Raw genomic sequence first — 16,059 nt, 5'->3', positions numbered from 1 at the left:
CTCAACTGGCGGCATATGCCGCCCGTCCGCTCATGACAACGACCTCGCACGAAGAGAAGAGAAACCGAAAGATGAGTCCCACACTCCGGGGAACCGGCAGGCAGTATTGGGTCGCCGTTCGCGCCATGATCGTGCTGACCGCCGTGCTCGGCGTCGTCTACCCGCTGGTGATGACCGGCATCGGGCAGCTGACGATGCCCGCACAGGCGAACGGATCCCTGATCACCTCGAACGGAACGAGAGTCGGCTCCAGCCTGATCGGCCAGTCCTTCACCGACGAGAAGGGCAGGCCGCTGCCGCAGTGGTTCCAGTCGCGTCCGTCCGCGGCCGGCGACGGATACGACGCGAACGCATCCAGCCCGAGCAACCTCGGTCCGAACAATCCCGACCTCACGAAGGCCATCCGGGAGCGGAAGGCGACGATCGAGAAGCTGGATTCGGCGGATGCCGCGAGCATCCCGCCCGATGCGCTCACGGCATCCGGGTCCGGCCTCGACCCGCACATCTCTCCGGCCTACGCGCTGCTGCAGGTGGATGCGGTGGCGAAGGCCAGAGGCATCTCCGTCTCCAAGGTCGAAGGGCTCGTGAAGTCTATGATTCAGGGGCGAGACCTCGGATACCTGGGCGAGCCGACGGTGAACGTTCTGCAGCTCAACCTGGCGCTGTCGAAGATGGATCCCGCGGGAGACAAGGGTTAGCGCGAAGCATGGCAAGAGGCAGACTGCGGGTGCTGCTCGGTGCGGCGCCCGGCGTCGGCAAGACGTACGCGATGCTCGAAGAGGGCAAGCGTCTGGCCGAGACCGGCAAGGACGTGGCCGTCGCGATCGTGGAGACCCACGGGCGCGACGCCACGGCGGCCATGCTCGACGGGCTCGAGGTGGTTCCTCGGCGTGCCGTCGTCTACCGGGGTGTCGAGCTGTCCGAAATGGACGTCGACGCGGTGCTCGCCCGTAAGCCCGACGTCGCCCTCGTCGACGAGCTCGCCCACACGAACGCCCCTGGCGGCCATCACGAGAAACGCTGGGAAGACGTGCAGGACCTGCTGGATGCCGGCATCACCGTGATCTCCACGGTCAACATCCAGCACATCGAGTCCCTCAACGACGTGGTCGAACAGATCACCGGCATCGGCCAGCAGGAGACCATCCCGGATGCCGTTCTGCGGTCCGCCGACCAGGTCGAGGTGATCGACCTGGCGCCGCAGGCCCTTCGTGATCGCCTCGCAGAGGGCCTGGTGTATCCGGCCGCGCGAGTGGATGCCGCCCTCTCGAACTACTTCCGCCTCGGCAACCTCACGGCGCTGCGCGAACTGGCGCTGCTGTGGCTCGCCGACGAGGTGGACAGCGCCCTGCAGACGTACCGGCGCGAGCACGGCATCGACAGCAAGTGGGAGGCCAGGGAGCGGGTCGTCGTCGCTCTGACCGGCGGGCCGGAGGGTGAGACGCTGCTGCGCAGGGGCGCGCGGATCGCGGCACGTTCCAGTGGAGGCGAACTGCTCGCCGTGCACGTGGTGAGCGACGACGGGCTGCGGGAGCGGCATCCGGGAGCGCTCGCGGCGCAGCGCTCGCTGGTGGAGACCTTGGGCGGCGCCTACCACGAGATCGTCGGATCGGACATCCCGGCCGCGCTCGTCGACTTCGCGAAAGGGGTGAATGCGACACAGCTCGTCATCGGCGTCTCCCGCCGCTCGCGCCTGCTCGCCTTTCTCACCGGTGCGGGCATCGGCTCGACCGTCGTCAGGGAGTCCGGCGACATCGACGTGCACATCGTCTCGCACGCCGCAGCCGGCAGCAGGCAGCTCGTGCTGCCACGGGCGCGCGGTGCTCTCAGCCGCCGGCGTCGCGTCTATGGCTTCGTGCTGGCGCTCGTGGGCGGCCCGTTGCTGAGCTATCTGCTGTGGCTGTTCCGCAGCCCGGACGCCCTCACCAGCGACGTTCTCGCCTTCCAGCTGCTCGTCATCGTGGTCGCGCTCGTCGGAGGCATCTGGCCGGCGCTGTTCGCCGCCGTGCTGTCCGGACTGACCCTCGACTTCCTGTTCGTCGCACCCACCTACACGATCACGATCGCCCAGCCGGTGCACCTGCTGGCGCTCCTCCTGTACGTGCTCGGAGCGGTCCTGGTGAGCTTCGTCGTCGATCAGGCGGCCAGGCGCTCGCGCGCCGCACAGCGCTCGGCCGCGGAGTCCGACGTGCTGGCGACCGTAGCGGGCGGCGTCATCCGCGGTGAGGATGCCGTGCGTGCACTCGTGCAGCGCACCAGGGAGGCGTTCGGGCTCGTCCGCGTGCGGCTTCTGGCCGCCGACGGCACAGTGGTGTCCGACGAGGGCGGATCCGGCGCCGGAGACGTGCGCACCCGGGAGCGGGTGGGGGAGCGCGGAACGCTCGAGCTGTACGGGGCCGAGCTGACGGCATCCGATCGGCGCGTGCTGTCTGTGATCCTGACCCAGCTGGACGCGGCACTCGAACACCGCGAGCTCAGCGACACGGCGAGCGAACTGCGACCCCTGGCCGAGACCGACCGGGTTCGCTCGGCACTGCTCGCAGCGGTCGGGCACGATCTGCGTCGTCCGCTTGCGGCCGCCACCGCCGCCGTGACGAGTCTGCGATCATCCGATGTGCAGCTGTCCGATTCGGATCGGGACGCCTTGCTCGACACCGCGGCCGACAGCCTCGCCGGACTCGATTCCCTCGTCACGAACCTGCTCGACGTCACCCGGGTGCAGGCAGGGGTGCTCGCGGTGTCCCTGCGGCGCGTCGACATCGACGATCTGCTGCCGCCCGCTCTCGAAGAGCTGTCGGCGCCGCCGGGCAGCGTCGAGCTGGACGTTCCAGACGGGACGCCGCCGGTGATGGCCGACCCCGTGCTGCTGCAGCGTGTGCTCGTGAACCTGCTGGCCAATGCGCTGCGATACTCGCCGCGCGGCACACCGCCCAGACTCAGCGTGAGCGTCTTCGGCGACGAGGTGCAGGTTCGGGTCGCGGATACCGGTGCCGGCGTTCCCGACGACCGCAAGGACGCCATCTTCCAGCCCTTCCAGCGTGAGGGCGACACCGACAACTCGACGGGCATCGGCCTCGGCCTCGCGCTCTCGAAGGGATTCGTCGAGGGGATGGGCGGCAGCCTCACGCCGGAGGACACCCCGGGCGGAGGCCTCACGATGGTGGTGGCCCTGCCGCTCTTCTTCCACCGCGGACGGCAGTCGACTTCGAGGCGTGACGAGCAGACCCGAGACGACTCGAAAGGGGAGCGATGAAGATCGTCATCGCCGATGATGACCGGCAGATCCTCGGTGCCCTGCGCATCATCCTCACCGCACGCGGCTACGACGTGGTCGTGGCGGCTGACGGCAAGCAGGCCCTGGACAGGGTGATCGACGACCACCCGGATCTCGTGGTGCTCGACCTCGGCATGCCGGGACTCGACGGCCTCGCCGTGATCGAAGCGGTCCGCGGGTGGAGTTCGGTGCCGATCCTGGTCATCTCGGGTCGCACCGACTCCGCGGAGAAGGTGGAGGCGCTCGACAGGGGAGCGGACGACTACGTCACGAAGCCGTTCGCGACGGACGAACTGCTGGCGCGCATCCGCGCCCTCGTGCGACGGACTCCGGCAGCGGATGACGAGCCCAAGGTCGCGTTCGGCGGCGTCGTGGTCGACCTCGGGGCGCGTCGGGTCACGCGGGACGGGCATCCGGTGCGGCTCACGCCAACGGAGTGGCAGATCCTGTCGCTCCTGGTGCGGAATCCGGATCGGCTGGTCACGCGCGAGGCGATCCTCACCGAGGTGTGGGGTCCACACCACACGAGCGACTCCGGATACCTCCGGCTCTACCTCGCGCAGCTCCGCAAGAAGCTCGAACCCGAGCCGTCGCATCCGCGATTCCTCATCACCGAGGCGGGGATGGGCTACCGCTTCGTTCCGGAGGGGCAGGACGAGTAGGGCCCGGAGCGGGGCAGACCTCGTACCCTGGAGGCACGCGTGAATCACGCCGAAGGGGATGCCATGACCGACCGGAACGCCGCTGGCCGCAAGCCTCGATCTGGCGAACGGTCCGTCTCTCGGACCGGGTCTTTCTCGCTGGCCAGATCGCTCGGCAAGGCGCCGATGACGGTCGATGAAGCGATGCGCATCGAGCAGCAGCTCGAGCGCGGCACCCTCGACATGTCGCTGCCCGGAACGGCGGAGATCGTGGCGGAAGCGCACCGCATCCGGTTCAGAGCAGAACTGTGGGGCGCCGATCGCGGCGACGATCGACGACGCCAGGCCACGGGCACCGTGGTCGTGGTGTGTGCGTTCATCGTGATCACCGTCGTCGGTCTCGTCGCCTGCCTTGCGGCGGCCGTCTGACCCGTTTCAGCTCGCCGGCTCGCTGAATTCGGCGACGGCGCGGCGTCCCGCATCGGCCGTGTGCTGAAGGAAGCCGGCGATGAGTTCCAGTTCGGCGGGGGAGTACGCATCGCAGACGGCATCCATCTGCGAGTTCATGCCGTCGTAGTGCCGGAAGACCGCTCCGATAGCCTCGCGGCGCGCCGAGATGACGATGGCGCGTCTGTCGTCGGCCGCGCGTTCGCGCTGTATCCAGCCGCCTTTTTCCAGGCGATCGATGACGCCGGTCATGGTTGCCGGATGCACGCCGGCGCGCCGCGCGAGTGCGCCAGGGCTTGTCGGTCCGTGCTGTGCCAGGAAGTCGAGGCAGTCCAGATCGACGTCGCGCAGCTCCACCTGGGCCGAGACGTGGTGGGAGAGCAGCGCGATCTGGTTGTTCACGTCGCGGAAGCGTCGCTTGACCTCGTTGGTGACACGACGGCGCGCGCGCTCATCCTGGTCGCTGGCCGCGGCTGTCTCACCCATAGCTATTCTCGTTTCCGTATAGTACGGTTTCCATATTATCGGAATCCGATGACAAGGAGAATCTAGTGAACATCGTGGTGTTCGGAGCCAATGGGCCGACGGGGCGTCTCCTGGTGCGGCTCGCCCTCGAGCGGGGACATGACGTCACGGCCGTGACGCGAGCCCCGCAGACGTTTCCGCTCGAGCACGCGAATCTGCGTGTGGAGCACGGTGACGTCTTCTCCTCCGGCTCGATCGGCCCGTTGCTGGCGGGACAGGATGCCGTGCTCTCCGCGCTCGGCGTGCCATATGGCCGGGAGGAGATCACCACGTATTCGGTCGGCGCGCGCGTCATGCTCGCCGCGATGGCCGAGCACGGTGTCCGTCGTCTCGTGTGCGTGAGCTCGAGCGCCGTCGACGTGGCGGCCGGGCCACACGGCGGGTTCTTCTTCGAACGGGTGCTCCAGCCGTTCGTCGCGAACGTGCTCGGCCGCACGCTTTACGACGACATGAAGCGCATGGAGCGCATCGTCGCCGACAGCGACGTCGACTGGACGGTGATGCGTCCCTCCGGGCTGTTCGATGCGGATACCGTGAGCGACTACCGCATCGCCGAACGCTACCTGCCGCAGAAGTTCACCTCGCGCATCGACCTCGCGGATGCCATGCTCCGGCAGCTCGACGATGGTCGCTTCGTGCGTACCACGGCGGCCGTCGGCACCGTGACCGGTGCGCCGTCGGTGGCGCAGCTCATGATGCGGGAGGCGTTCAAGCGGCCGCCACGGCGCGCATCAGGGGAGCCGGGCGCCGGGACGCCGCAGGCGGGGACGGCGGAGTCGATGGACGACGTCGAGGGTGCGGCAGCCGTGAAGCAGGTGTCGGAATGACGCGGGTCGCCGTCGGCGATGTGGTCGAGCGCCGGCAGCTCACGAGCATCAAGGGAAGGGACTTCACTGTGCCGGCGGATGACCGGATCGTGCATCTGCAATTTCGTCGCTTCGCAGGCTGTCCGGTCTGCAATCTGCACCTCCACCAGGTGGCGGCGCGGCTTGACGAGCTGGAGGCGGCAGGGATCCTGGAAGTGGCGTTCTTTCATTCGCGTCCAGAGGTCATGGCCGACTTCCAGGCTGAACTGCCGTTCGACGCCGTCGCCGATCCGGAGCGTGTCGGCTACCGGGAGTTCGGTGTCGAACGGATCACCGTGGGCACCGCCTGGCGAGGACTGAACCCGCGCGTCTGGGCGACGGCGATCCGGTCGCTGTGGTGGACACAGCGTCGCCGAGGGCTCAAGGGCTCCGTCGGCGAGGGGGAGAACGTTCTTGGGCTCCCGGCCGAGTTCCTCATCGCGCCGGATGGCATGGTGCTCGCGGCGCACTACGGCCTCACACCGGACGACCACTGGTCGGTGGACGAGGTGCTGAGCCATGCGGCGTCCGCTCGTCGTGGTCCAGCGGGTCATGGCCCCGCACGCCGAGGTAATGAACGTAGGGCTACGGATCGTCGGGCCACCGTGCGTCGGACGGTGTGACGTCTGGAGATCCGCAGGACGGGCGATGTCGGGAACGGCTCCTGGGTGACCAAGCGGGCGTCGACGAGCTGCTTCATGTGATGCGACACCGTGGACCGAGACAGCCCCACCGGATCGGTCAGATCGCGCACGCACACATTGGCATTGGTCGGCGGTCGCCGCGCGGCAGAACTGACGGCATCCCGACCCCGAGCGATGTCGGAGGCGGTCGATAGCGTGCGACACATGGACATCGAAGACCCGGCCACCGCTCCGCGGCCCGCCGGCTATGCGACGGTGGCGCCCTGGCTGATCTCCGTCGACACCGAGGCGGAGCTCGACTTTCTGGGGAAGGTGTTCGGGGCGACCGAGCAACCCGGATCACGGGTCATGAACGACGGCGCCATCAACCACGTCGAGGTCGACCTCGCGGGAACCAGCCTGTTGCTGTTCGATGCCCCGCCGTCGTGGCGCGCCCCGGGGCACCTGCGGGTCTACGTGCACGATGTCGACTCCGTCGTGCACGCCGCGGTCGCCCTCGGCGCCGACCTCGTCACGGAGCCGACAGAGCTGCCGTTCGGCGATCGCATCGCGAGGTTCCGCGACCCGCAAGGACACCTGTGGTGGGTCCACCAGCACCTCGAAGACGTGCCGATCAACGATCTGGTCGAACGCTTCGCCGAACCGCGGTATGCGGAGGCGAGCGCCTACGTCGGAACGACCCTCGCCGATCACATGAACGACTACTACGCGAGCCGCTAGCCCGATCCCCCTTCGACTCGGCCGGGTCTCCGGCATCATGCGTTCACCGACTCGACCCGTCGAGGCCGACCGCCACCGCGGGCATGCCGCGATCGAGCAGGTCATCGCCGAGCTCAAGGACGGTCCGCCCACTTGTCCTCCGGCCGGTTCCACGCCGACACATCAGCCCTTGCCCCTTCCCGGATGCGCTCCGAGGTCGTGTACACGGTGTCATCGCTGGACAACGCAGCGAGATCAAGGCGGAGCAACGACCGGGCGTCCTCCGGCATTTCATTGCACTTCGTGCAGCGGGCACTCGCTGATGCAACGAAGAGGCCGTCAGTGCAACGGGAGACCGTTCCCGACGAGCGAAACGCTTGACGCGCCGACGCGGGTACCCTAATGTACAACCAAATGGTTGTACATCTTGGGACGGCAGATCAGCTCGACGATGCGGAGGTCGATCGCCTCTTCCATGCGTTGGCTGATGCCACACGACGCGACATCGTCGCGCGCACGCTGCGCAGTGAGCAGTCGATCTCGGCCCTGGCCACCGGCTACGCGATGAGCTTCGCCGCAGTGCAGAAGCACGTGACGGTGCTCGAATCGGCGCACCTCGTGCGCAAGGAGCGGCGCGGCAGGGAGCAACTCGTGGCGGCCCAGCCGGAGACGATCCGGCGCGCAAGCGAGCTGCTCGGCCGGTACGAGGCCATCTGGAACGAGCGCGCCGCGGGCATCGAACGCATCCTTGCGGGCGATCTCGCAACGGCGCGATCGTGGGCGCCCGCGCGCGAGGTGACCGAGGCGGCATCAGAGCATGCGCCGGCGCGACGTGGGCGGTCGCGGACGCAGACGAGCACGGAGGAGGAGACGGGCCGATGACGGTGATCAGCACACAGAGGGACGCAGAGAACCTGACGTTGACATTCGTGACGGAGTTCGATGCTCCGCCCGAGCGCATATGGAAGGTGTGGGAGGACCCGCGCCAGCTGGAACGCTGGTGGGGACCGCCGACCTGGCCGGCGACGTTCGATCGCCACGAGCTGCGCCCTGGCGGAGTGTCCGCGTACTACATGACGGGGCCGGACGGCGAGAGGGCGCACGGGTGGTGGCGCACCGTCGCCATCGATCCGCCGCATCGTCTGGACTTCGACGACGGGTTCTCTGACGAGAACGGGATCCCCGACGAAGGGATGCCCGTGACCCGCACCGAGGTCACCATCGAGGCGACGGCGTCCGGCACGCGCATGACATCGGTAACCCGGTTCGCCAGCCTCGAACAACTCGAGCGGCTGGTGCAGATGGGCATGCAGGACGGAATGTCGCAGGCGCTCACCCAGATCGACGAGATTCTGGCCGACCCGGCCGCGTGACAGATCGCCTCGCGCTGAGCGAGGGCGAAGAGAGAAGGAGGAAAGATCATGGCCGAACGAGCACCCATCCAGCCCTGCATGTGGTTCAACGATCAGGCGCGAGAGGCGATGGAGTACTACGTAGGAGTGTTCCCGAACTCGAGCATCCGCTCGGTCACTGGATACCCGGACGAGTCGCTGGACGAGCACTTCGGCGGCATGTCGGGCAAGGTGCTCAACGGCGAATTCACGCTGAACGGCGTCGATTTCGTGTGCCTCGACGGCGGACCGCTGTTCACGTTCAACGAGTCCATCTCGTTCGTCGTCTCATGCGCGGACCAGGTCGAGATCGACAGGTACTGGGCGGCGCTCTCGCACGTTCCCGAGTCGGAGCAGTGCGGATGGTGCAAGGACAGGTTCGGCATCAGCTGGCAGATCATCCCGGAGAACATGGGGGATCTGACGCGCCGGCCGGAGCAGGTCCAGGTGATGATGCGGCAGAAGAAGATCGTGATCGAGGAGCTCGAACGCGCCTGATCTGACGTCGGTCCGCCGGGCGGCGCCGACGAAGGTGCTCGGTCAGCCGGCGAAGACGTCGATGCCGATCGTGCGGTCGACGACGCCGGAGGCCACGGCGCGAAGCGCGATGCTGTGCCGGCGGGCATAACCGCGCAGCGCAGCGAACGCGTCGTCCATGCTCAGACCCGTCGACTGGGCCAGCACGCCCTTGGCCTGTTCGATCAGGATGCGACTGTCCAGCGCGTGCTGGAGCTGGGCGACGACGAGGTTCGACTGACTGCTCAGGCGTTCGTGCAGGATGCCGATGGTCGCGACATCCGCAAGCGCCTGCGCGACGTCCGCGTCTCTGCTCGGAAACGCGCCGGTCCGAGTGCGGAACAGATTCATGGTACCGATCACCTCTCCGCGCAGACGCATCGGCGTCGCGTGCAGGGAGAGGAATCCGTGTCGCAGCGCGATCTGGGCGAACTCTGGCCAGGTCCCGGAGCTCGCGATGTCGGGAACGTCGATCGCGACGCCCGTGCGGTAACAGTCGAGGCAGGGACCGGCGCCGGCGCTCAGCTGCATCAGCTCGACGAGCTCGACGCTCTCACTCGTCGACGCCACGAGTTGCAGGCTCTCGCCGGGCTCGGCGAGCAAGAGCCCGCCGGCCTGCGCGTCGAGGATCTCGGTGCACTCGCTGACCAGCGTGTGCAACAGGTCGACGACGTCGTAGTCGTCGGTCAGCGTGTCGGCGACAGCGACGAAGGCGGCGTTGAGCTTGGTCTCTCGTGAGGCATTCGCCATGTTCGGCTCCAGGGGTTGCACGTGAAGTTTAAGCGTCTGTCCGGTCGCCCGGTAGGGAGCCGAAATCGAGTCGCCTGTCGACGACATCGAAGGCGACGGCCTGAACCGTTCTGCCGGTGGCGAAGGCGTGGGCTCGCAGCCGAGCGAAGGCATCCGTGGCCGAGACATCCAATTGCACGATGATCATTCCCACCGCCTGATGCACCTCACGTCTCATGGCCGCCGTCCCGGTGCGGTCCACGCCGGTCTCGTCGCGTGCCGAGCGCAGCGCGAGCATGGCAGCCGATGCTGTGGCGGACATCGCGAGGTACTCGGCCGTCTCGGCGCTCTCCCTGTCCAGCGGTCCGGGTGCCGCCCTATAGAGGTCGACGGCACCCACGATGACGGCGCCGAGCCGGAGTGGAAAGGCGAAGACGGCTCGCACCCCGTGCTGCAATGCCGACGAAGCGAAGATCGGCCAGGCGTCGCCCGCGGGCGCCGCGAGGTCGGCCGCGAACACCGGGCGACCCTCGCGCACCGCTTGCCAGCGAGGACCTTCGGCCAGATCGAATTGCAGCTCGTCCAGCCGTGCGGCGAGCGCGTCGCTCGCACCGATCGTCGCCTGTGGTGAACCGGCGCCGACGACCGAGATGGATGCGCCGTCGATCGGCAGCGCGAGGAACGGGGTGCACAGGGCATCGCCCTCACTCACCGGCGCATCGGGATAGACCCGATCGCCGGGGTCGTCCGAGTGCTCCTGGCCGCTTCGGTCGGCCGGAAGGGGACCGTCATCGTTCATGGCTGCACTCTGTTCAGCGGCGGTGCTCAGCGGGCGGTGTTCGGCAGGCGGGTTCGGGGCGATGGTCGGCAGCCGGCGTCCGCCATGTGTCGAGCATTCGGTGTCCTGCCAACCGTACGCCCGGACATGCCGCGGCACCGGGCGTACCCTGAAAGAAAGGTTGTCCCAGACCCCGGCCGCCTGATCGAATCCGATCCGCGGATGCCGCGGCACAGGCGGGGAGCACATGATGACAACCGTTGGAACACAGCCGACTCTCGGCCCGGTGCGATCCACCACGCGGGCCTCCGGCACGCAGAACGACTACACGGAATTGGCCACCGAGATCCGCGGATCCGGTCTCATGCGGCGCAGGTACGGCTACTACTGGACGAAGCTCATCGCTGTGCCGATGGCATACGCCGCATGCGTCGTACTCTTCCTCTGGGTGGGCAACTCGTGGTGGCAGCTGGCCGTCTCGGCGCTGCTCGCGTTCGTCTTCACCCAGACGGCTTTCCTGGGTCACGACGCCGCCCACCGGCAGATCTTCCGTTCCGGAAAGTGGAACGACTGGATCAGCCTGATCGTCGGCGATCTGTTCGTCGGCATGAGCTACGGCTGGTGGCAGCACAAGCACACGAAGCACCACGCGAACCCGAACCGCGAAGGATTCGATCCCGACATCGAGTTGCCGGTGATCGCCTTCACACCGGAGCAGGCGCGACGTCGCCGGCCATGGCCGTTGCCGTGGGTGTTCGCGCACCAGGGGGCGTTCTTCTTCCCGATCCTGCTGCTGGAGGGCATCTCACTGCACGCGTCCAGCGTGCGTCGCGTCTTCGCGCCAGAGCCCGTGGCGAGACGTCCGGTCGAGATCACGTTCCTCATGGCGCGCTTGGTCGGCTACCTGTTGCTCATCTTCCTCGTGCTCCCGCCCGGCAAGGGAGTCGCCTTCCTTGCCGTGCAACTGGGGCTGTTCGGGTTCTACATGGGCATGTCCTTCGCCCCGAACCACAAGGGGATGCCGCTGGTCCCGAAGGACATGCGGCTCGACTTCCTGCGCAGGCAGGTGATGATGAGCCGGAACATCCGCGGCAACTGGATGCTCGACTTCGCCATGGGCGGGCTCAACTATCAGATCGAGCACCACCTGTTCCCGTCCATGCCGAGGCCGCACCTGCGGTACGCGGCGCCGATCGTGCACGGCTACTGCGATGAGCGGCAGGTGCCGTACGTGCAGACCGGGCTGCTCGAGTCGTACGCCATCGTGTTCAGGTACATCAACCGTGTCGGGCTGGGCGAGAAGGATCCGTTCGCGTGCCCGATGCTCGAGCGACGCCAGAGCATCTAAACGCCAGAGCATCTAAACGCACGAGCATCTAGACGCGCGAGCGATCTCGGGCCGGCGCGCGCTCGGGCGGGTGCTGGGCCGAGGCGTTCAGGGCGGCGAAGCTCACCGGGCGTGCGGGGCCGACATCCGTGCCCTAGTGCACGAGCTGGGGGAAGGCCGCCAGCACCATGTCGGCGAGCTCGTCGAGCGGCCTCGTCAGGGGATCGGTGGCCGGCAGGTTCGTCTCGTGCTCGAGGTCGCCGATCGCCTGGCCGATCTCGTCCGATGCCATGTCTTCGTGATTCATGGTGATGCCGATGACCCTGGTGTCGGCGAAGGACTCGATCAGTGCGACCTCGCTGGATGCCGACGGCACCGGCATCATCGGGAAGTCACCGAGCATCCGACGCCGGGGTGCGTGCTGCACGATCACGGCGTCGGCCCGACTGCCGCGCAGAATGTGCGCGCTGGTCATGTAGGCCGGGTGGCTGAGCGCACCCTGACCCTCGACCACGATCACGTCGGGACGCTCGCCGTTGAACGCCGCGACGACCTGGTCCTCCACCTCGCCTGAGCAGAACTGCGGCACGATCGCGTCGAGCGCGACGCCGTATTTTCCGCCCTGCATGATGGACGTCTGGCCGGTTCCGACCATGACAGCGTTGATGCCGCGCCCCCGCAGTGCCTGCACGAGCAGGGTGGCGGTCGTTCGCTTTCCGATGGCGCCGTCGGTGCCGAGGATGGCGATGCGCGGGCAGGTCACGTCGAAGATGCGTCCGGAGAAGAGGTGCAGGTCCTTCTTGTCCTTCGGCTTGCGCACATCGGTGATCGTGACGTTGCTCAGCAGGGCGGCCGCGGCGAACTCCGCGTCGTCGTTGAGGAACTCGTGCAGCCCGTTGACGATGTGCATGCCCCGCGCGATGCCGTCCAGCAGCACCGTGCGCTGGGCGGCCGACAGCAGTCCGTCGGCGGGCGCGACGCCAGAGATCAGGTAGTCGGGGACGCGGCCGGCTCGGGCGACGGCCGCCGCGAGCGAGGCGACGACGGGGATGCCGTTGGCGGCCCCGTCGAGGTAGCTGCCGGCATCCGCGCCGTCGTGGGTACTGTCGATGACGCTCAGGATCTCGTACCGCTCCGAGAAGCGCACGAGGCCGTTCGCGGTCTTGCCATCTTGCTCACCGAACTGGCCCTCGCAGTAGACGATGGCGGTTGCACCGATCGGAAGCGTCGGCTCGAGCACCGCAGGAGCATGATGTGCGGCTGCGTCGGCCGACGACGAAGTGAAAGGGGAGATGTGCGACATGTCGCTCCTCTGAGTGGCCCAGAGGAAACGTTCGCACTGCGGCAGACTGCGCGCGGAGTTCGGAGAGATCTTCCCTGACGTCGACACGATGCCGACACCTGACCGTAACAGCACAGGCTGAACGTCGCCGACGGGCCGCCATCGGATTCCTACCGGGCGCCACGAACCCTGAGCGCCACGAATTCCGAGCGGCGGCACAGTGCCCGGGGCGGCACAGCCAAAGGCGCCCCGGTGCGTGGGGGACCGCACCGGGGCGCTTGGGGAGGCTGAGGTATCAGGCTGTGACGTGCACCCGCTCACCGGAGGTCACGAGCAGCTCGCCGCCCGCGGCATCCACGTGCACGGTTCCGCCGTCATCGACCGAGCCGTTCACCAGCAGGTCGGCGACGCGGTCGTCCACCTCGCGCTGGATGACCCTGCGCAGCGGGCGGGCGCCGAACTCCGGCTCGTAGCCGTGGTCAGCGATCCACTCGATGGCGGCATCCGTCACGCTCAGCGTGATCTCGCGCTGCGCCAGACGCGCCTCGGTCGCCGTCAGCAGCAGGCGCACGATGTCGCGCAGCTGATCGCGGTCGAGCTTGCGGAACAGCACGATCTCGTCGATGCGGTTGATGAACTCCGGCCGCATGTTCTCACGCAGCTTGCCCATCACCCGGTCGCGAAGAGCCTTCTCGTCGCCGAACCCGTCGGCGCCGGGAGCCACGAAGCCGAGTGCGCCCGATTTGGAGGCGAGGAACTCGCTGCCGATGTTCGAGGTCATGATCACGACCGTGTTGCGGAAGTCCACGGTGCGGCCCTGACCGTCGGTGAGGCGTCCGTCATCCAGCACCTGCAGCAGCAGGTTGAAGATGTCGGGGTGCGCCTTCTCGATCTCGTCGAACAGCAGCACAGAGTACGGGTTGCGACGCACACGCTCGGTCAGCTGACCGGCCTCGTCGTAGCCGACGTATCCGGGAGGGGCGCCGATCAGGCGCGCGGCCGTGTGGCGCTCGCCGAACTCGCTCATGTCGAAGCGGATCATCGACTTCTCCGAGCCGAACAGCGACGACGCGAGGGCCTTCGCCAGCTCCGTCTTGCCGACGCCGGTCGGGCCGAGGAACAGGAAGCTGCCGACCGGGCGGCTCGCATCGCCCATGCCGGTGCGGTTGCGTCGCACCGACTTCGCGACGGCCGTCACGGCGTCGTCCTGTCCGATCACGCGCTCGTGCAGCTCACCCTCCAGCTTCGCCAGCCGCTCGCGGTCGGCTTCGCCGATGCGCGCGACCGGGATGCCGGTGGCACGTGATATGACGGCAGCGATCTCCGGCTCGTCGATGACGGCATCGTGCGCGGAGCGAGCACCGGAAGCGGATGCCTGGGCCAGCTTGCCCTGCACCACCTCGATCTCGTCGCGCAGCTTCGACGCCTCCTCGTAGCGCTCCGCCGACACTGCGGCGTTCTTCTCCGCCTCGAGGTCGGCCAGCTGCTGCATCAGAGCGGATGCGTCGACCAGCTTGCCGAGGCGAAGCCGCAGCCGCGCGCCCGCCTGGTCGATCAGGTCGATGGCCTTGTCGGGCAGGAACCGGTCGGACACATACCGTGCCGACAGCTCGACGGCCGAGCGGATGGCGTCATCCGTGTACGTCACGCCGTGGTGCTCCTCGTATGCCGGCTTCAGCCCGGCGAGGATGGCGACCGAGTCCTCGATGGAGGGCTCGGCGACGGTCACCGGCTGGAAGCGGCGCTCCAGCGCCGGATCCTTCTCGATGATGCGGTACTCCTTGAGTGTCGTCGCGCCCACCAGGTGCAGGTCGCCCTTGGCAAGGCGAGGCTTGAGGATGTTGCCCGCATCCATTCCGCCGTCACCGGCACCGCCGGCGCCCATCACCGTGTGCACCTCGTCGATGAAGACGATGAGCTCGCCCTTGCGGTCCGCGATCTCGTCCATCGTCTTGGTGAGGCGCTCCTCGAAGTCGCCGCGGTAGCGGGTTCCTGCGAGCATGCCTGGCAGGTCGAGCGAGACGATGCGCTTGTCTCGCAGCTGCTCGGGCACCCCGCCGTCGACGATGGCCTGGGCCAGTCCCTCGACGATCGCGGTCTTGCCCACGCCTGCCTCGCCGACCAGGACCGGGTTGTTCTTGGTGCGGCGGGAGAGGATCTCCACCGTCTGCTCGATCTCGTCCACGCGGCCGATCACCGGGTCCAGCCTGCCGTCTCGGGCGAGCTGGGTGAGGTCGGTGCCGAACTTGTCGAGCATGGGAGTCTCGGATGCCTGCTCGTCGTCGCCGACGGCATCCGGTGCTCCTGCGCCCACCGTCGCGGCGTCGCGCATCGCACCCGCGAGCGCTTCGGGCGTGACCCCCGCGGATGCCAGCACCTGGCCGGCGGGGGAGTCCTGCGCGATCACGAGCGCGTAGAAGAGGTGCTCGGGGTCGATGTAGGTGGATCCGGATGCGCGCGCCACCTGGTACGCGTGGAACAGCGTGCGCTGCGCGGATTGCGTGAGCGCAGGGGCATCCGTCGTCGCCTCGCCGGTCTGCGGAAGGCGCTGCTCCGCCGCGCGTGCGATGCGTGCCGGATCGACACCGATGCGCCGCATGGCTTCGGCCGCCGGATCTTCGCTGGCCATCACGAGCAGCATGTGCAACGCGTCGAGCTCGTTGTGCCCGTGCTCGAGCGCGAAGCGGCCCGCCCGCTGCAGGACCTCCTGCGTACGGCGGCTGAGGAATCGGCTGATGTCGATCGAACGTGACTCGCGCGCCCTTTCGCCTGCGAGATAGCGCGCGAGGAACTCGTCGAACGAGTTGCCGTCGCCGTTCTCGGCGGAGCCGGGGAAGAAGTTCTCAGGCACTGATTCTCCTGTATTTCCGGGTTGAATTCCGTTGACGCACCCGAACTTGAGTCGAGTGTTATCAACTTCAACGCACGAGGACGCTGGCTATTCCCACATCGCGAGGCGTC

At 67.8% G+C, this 16,059-nt stretch carries 16 protein-coding genes and 1 pseudogene; 11 read left to right on the top strand and 6 right to left on the bottom strand.

The window, feature by feature from the left end:
• Nucleotides 1–71 precede the first annotated feature (71 nt).
• The 4 genes from kdpC (at nt 72) to ACX9R5_RS17840 (ending at nt 4,344) form a co-directional block, all read left to right on the top strand.
• Complete coding sequence (gene kdpC / locus ACX9R5_RS17855; RefSeq protein WP_459410412.1) at nt 72–698, top strand: K(+)-transporting ATPase subunit C; 627 nt, start codon at nt 72–74, stop codon at nt 696–698.
• An 8-nt stretch (nt 699–706) separates the two neighbouring features.
• On the top strand, nt 707–3,253 hold the full coding sequence (locus tag ACX9R5_RS17850; protein ID WP_459410411.1) for an ATP-binding protein: 2,547 nt from the start codon (nt 707–709) through the stop codon (nt 3,251–3,253).
• Complete coding sequence (locus ACX9R5_RS17845; RefSeq protein ID WP_459410410.1) at nt 3,250–3,936, top strand: response regulator transcription factor; 687 nt, start codon at nt 3,250–3,252, stop codon at nt 3,934–3,936. The genes ACX9R5_RS17850 and ACX9R5_RS17845 overlap by 4 nt, the downstream gene beginning before the upstream one ends.
• A gap of 165 nt (nt 3,937–4,101) precedes the next feature.
• Nucleotides 4,102–4,344, top strand: a complete 243-nt coding sequence (locus tag ACX9R5_RS17840; protein WP_459410409.1) for a hypothetical protein — start codon at nt 4,102–4,104, stop codon at nt 4,342–4,344.
• Between the two features lie 6 nt (nt 4,345–4,350).
• Here ACX9R5_RS17840 and ACX9R5_RS17835 read toward each other — a convergent pair whose 3' ends face one another.
• Entirely contained in the window at nt 4,351–4,848 is a 498-nt protein-coding gene (locus ACX9R5_RS17835; RefSeq protein WP_459410408.1) for a MarR family transcriptional regulator, read from the bottom strand.
• Between the two features lie 65 nt (nt 4,849–4,913).
• Here ACX9R5_RS17835 and ACX9R5_RS17830 point away from each other — a divergent pair, with 65 nt between their 5' ends.
• Nucleotides 4,914–5,714, top strand: coding sequence for an NAD(P)-dependent oxidoreductase (locus ACX9R5_RS17830; RefSeq protein WP_459410407.1), 801 nt, complete (start codon nt 4,914–4,916; stop codon nt 5,712–5,714).
• Entirely contained in the window at nt 5,711–6,355 is a 645-nt protein-coding gene (locus ACX9R5_RS17825; protein ID WP_459410406.1) for a peroxiredoxin-like family protein, read from the top strand. Before ACX9R5_RS17830 ends, ACX9R5_RS17825 begins: the two co-directional genes overlap by 4 nt.
• Before the next feature lie 38 nt (nt 6,356–6,393).
• Here ACX9R5_RS17825 and ACX9R5_RS17820 read toward each other — a convergent pair.
• Nucleotides 6,394–6,489 (bottom strand): annotated as a pseudogene (locus ACX9R5_RS17820) (ArsR family transcriptional regulator); the annotation flags it as partial.
• Between the two features lie 91 nt (nt 6,490–6,580).
• Between ACX9R5_RS17820 and ACX9R5_RS17815 the strand changes: the two are divergent.
• The 4 genes from ACX9R5_RS17815 to ACX9R5_RS17800 all read left to right on the top strand — a co-directional run bounded on the left by ACX9R5_RS17815 (nt 6,581) and on the right by ACX9R5_RS17800 (nt 8,964).
• Nucleotides 6,581–7,096 carry a VOC family protein gene (locus ACX9R5_RS17815; RefSeq protein ID WP_459410405.1) on the top strand — a complete coding sequence of 172 codons (516 nt, stop codon included), beginning with the start codon at nt 6,581–6,583 and terminating at the stop codon, nt 7,094–7,096.
• 393 nt (nt 7,097–7,489) lie between these two features.
• Nucleotides 7,490–7,957 (top strand): ArsR/SmtB family transcription factor, encoded by a 468-nt coding sequence (locus ACX9R5_RS17810; RefSeq protein WP_459410404.1) that lies wholly within the window; start codon nt 7,490–7,492, stop codon nt 7,955–7,957.
• Nucleotides 7,954–8,448, top strand: a complete 495-nt coding sequence (locus ACX9R5_RS17805) for an SRPBCC family protein (protein ID WP_459410403.1) — start codon at nt 7,954–7,956, stop codon at nt 8,446–8,448. The genes ACX9R5_RS17810 and ACX9R5_RS17805 overlap by 4 nt, the downstream gene beginning before the upstream one ends.
• A 48-nt stretch (nt 8,449–8,496) precedes the next feature.
• Complete coding sequence (locus ACX9R5_RS17800; RefSeq protein ID WP_459410402.1) at nt 8,497–8,964, top strand: VOC family protein; 468 nt, start codon at nt 8,497–8,499, stop codon at nt 8,962–8,964.
• Nucleotides 8,965–9,006: 42 nt separating this feature from the next.
• On the opposite strand, the gene ACX9R5_RS17795 is transcribed toward ACX9R5_RS17800, so the two are convergent.
• Both ACX9R5_RS17795 and ACX9R5_RS17790 read right to left on the bottom strand, forming a co-directional pair.
• The gene (locus ACX9R5_RS17795) at nt 9,007–9,732 is read right to left on the bottom strand and encodes a GAF and ANTAR domain-containing protein (protein WP_459410401.1); all 726 of its coding nucleotides are present in this window, start codon (nt 9,730–9,732) and stop codon (nt 9,007–9,009) included.
• A 28-nt stretch (nt 9,733–9,760) separates the two neighbouring features.
• Nucleotides 9,761–10,510: a GAF and ANTAR domain-containing protein gene (locus ACX9R5_RS17790; RefSeq protein ID WP_459410400.1), complete on the bottom strand. Its 750-nt coding sequence runs from the start codon at nt 10,508–10,510 to the stop codon at nt 9,761–9,763.
• Nucleotides 10,511–10,739: 229 nt separating this feature from the next.
• Between ACX9R5_RS17790 and ACX9R5_RS17785 the strand changes: the two genes are divergently transcribed.
• Nucleotides 10,740–11,837: a fatty acid desaturase family protein gene (locus ACX9R5_RS17785; protein WP_459410399.1), complete on the top strand. Its 1,098-nt coding sequence runs from the start codon at nt 10,740–10,742 to the stop codon at nt 11,835–11,837.
• A gap of 133 nt (nt 11,838–11,970) precedes the next feature.
• On the opposite strand, the gene ACX9R5_RS17780 is transcribed toward ACX9R5_RS17785, so the two are convergent.
• On the bottom strand, nt 11,971–13,119 hold the full coding sequence (locus tag ACX9R5_RS17780) for a DUF1611 domain-containing protein (RefSeq protein WP_459410398.1): 1,149 nt from the start codon (nt 13,117–13,119) through the stop codon (nt 11,971–11,973).
• A gap of 274 nt (nt 13,120–13,393) precedes the next feature.
• Nucleotides 13,394–15,949, bottom strand: coding sequence for an ATP-dependent Clp protease ATP-binding subunit (locus ACX9R5_RS17775; RefSeq protein WP_459410397.1), 2,556 nt, complete (start codon nt 15,947–15,949; stop codon nt 13,394–13,396).
• Nucleotides 15,950–16,059 lie beyond the last annotated feature (110 nt).

It is taken from the genome of Rathayibacter sp. CAU 1779, assembly GCF_054551755.1.
This window is presented reverse-complemented; position numbering and strand designations above follow the sequence as displayed.

Excerpts from the sequence above, each read along its gene's own strand:
- kdpC (WP_459410412.1), top strand. The coding sequence starts at position 72 with ATGAGTCCCACACTCCGGGGAACCGGCAGGCAGTATTGGGTCGCCGTT.
- ACX9R5_RS17850 (WP_459410411.1), top strand. The coding sequence starts at position 707 with ATGGCAAGAGGCAGACTGCGGGTGCTGCTCGGTGCGGCGCCCGGCGTC.
- ACX9R5_RS17845 (WP_459410410.1), top strand. The coding sequence starts at position 3,250 with ATGAAGATCGTCATCGCCGATGATGACCGGCAGATCCTCGGTGCCCTG.
- ACX9R5_RS17840 (WP_459410409.1), top strand. The coding sequence starts at position 4,102 with ATGACGGTCGATGAAGCGATGCGCATCGAGCAGCAGCTCGAGCGCGGC.
- ACX9R5_RS17835 (WP_459410408.1), bottom strand. The coding sequence starts at position 4,848 with ATGGGTGAGACAGCCGCGGCCAGCGACCAGGATGAGCGCGCGCGCCGT.
- ACX9R5_RS17825 (WP_459410406.1), top strand. The coding sequence starts at position 5,711 with ATGACGCGGGTCGCCGTCGGCGATGTGGTCGAGCGCCGGCAGCTCACG.
- ACX9R5_RS17815 (WP_459410405.1), top strand. The coding sequence starts at position 6,581 with ATGGACATCGAAGACCCGGCCACCGCTCCGCGGCCCGCCGGCTATGCG.
- ACX9R5_RS17810 (WP_459410404.1), top strand. The coding sequence starts at position 7,490 with ATGGTTGTACATCTTGGGACGGCAGATCAGCTCGACGATGCGGAGGTC.
- ACX9R5_RS17805 (WP_459410403.1), top strand. The coding sequence starts at position 7,954 with ATGACGGTGATCAGCACACAGAGGGACGCAGAGAACCTGACGTTGACA.
- ACX9R5_RS17800 (WP_459410402.1), top strand. The coding sequence starts at position 8,497 with ATGGCCGAACGAGCACCCATCCAGCCCTGCATGTGGTTCAACGATCAG.
- ACX9R5_RS17795 (WP_459410401.1), bottom strand. The coding sequence starts at position 9,732 with ATGGCGAATGCCTCACGAGAGACCAAGCTCAACGCCGCCTTCGTCGCT.
- ACX9R5_RS17790 (WP_459410400.1), bottom strand. The coding sequence starts at position 10,510 with ATGAACGATGACGGTCCCCTTCCGGCCGACCGAAGCGGCCAGGAGCAC.
- ACX9R5_RS17785 (WP_459410399.1), top strand. The coding sequence starts at position 10,740 with ATGACAACCGTTGGAACACAGCCGACTCTCGGCCCGGTGCGATCCACC.
- ACX9R5_RS17780 (WP_459410398.1), bottom strand. The coding sequence starts at position 13,119 with ATGTCGCACATCTCCCCTTTCACTTCGTCGTCGGCCGACGCAGCCGCA.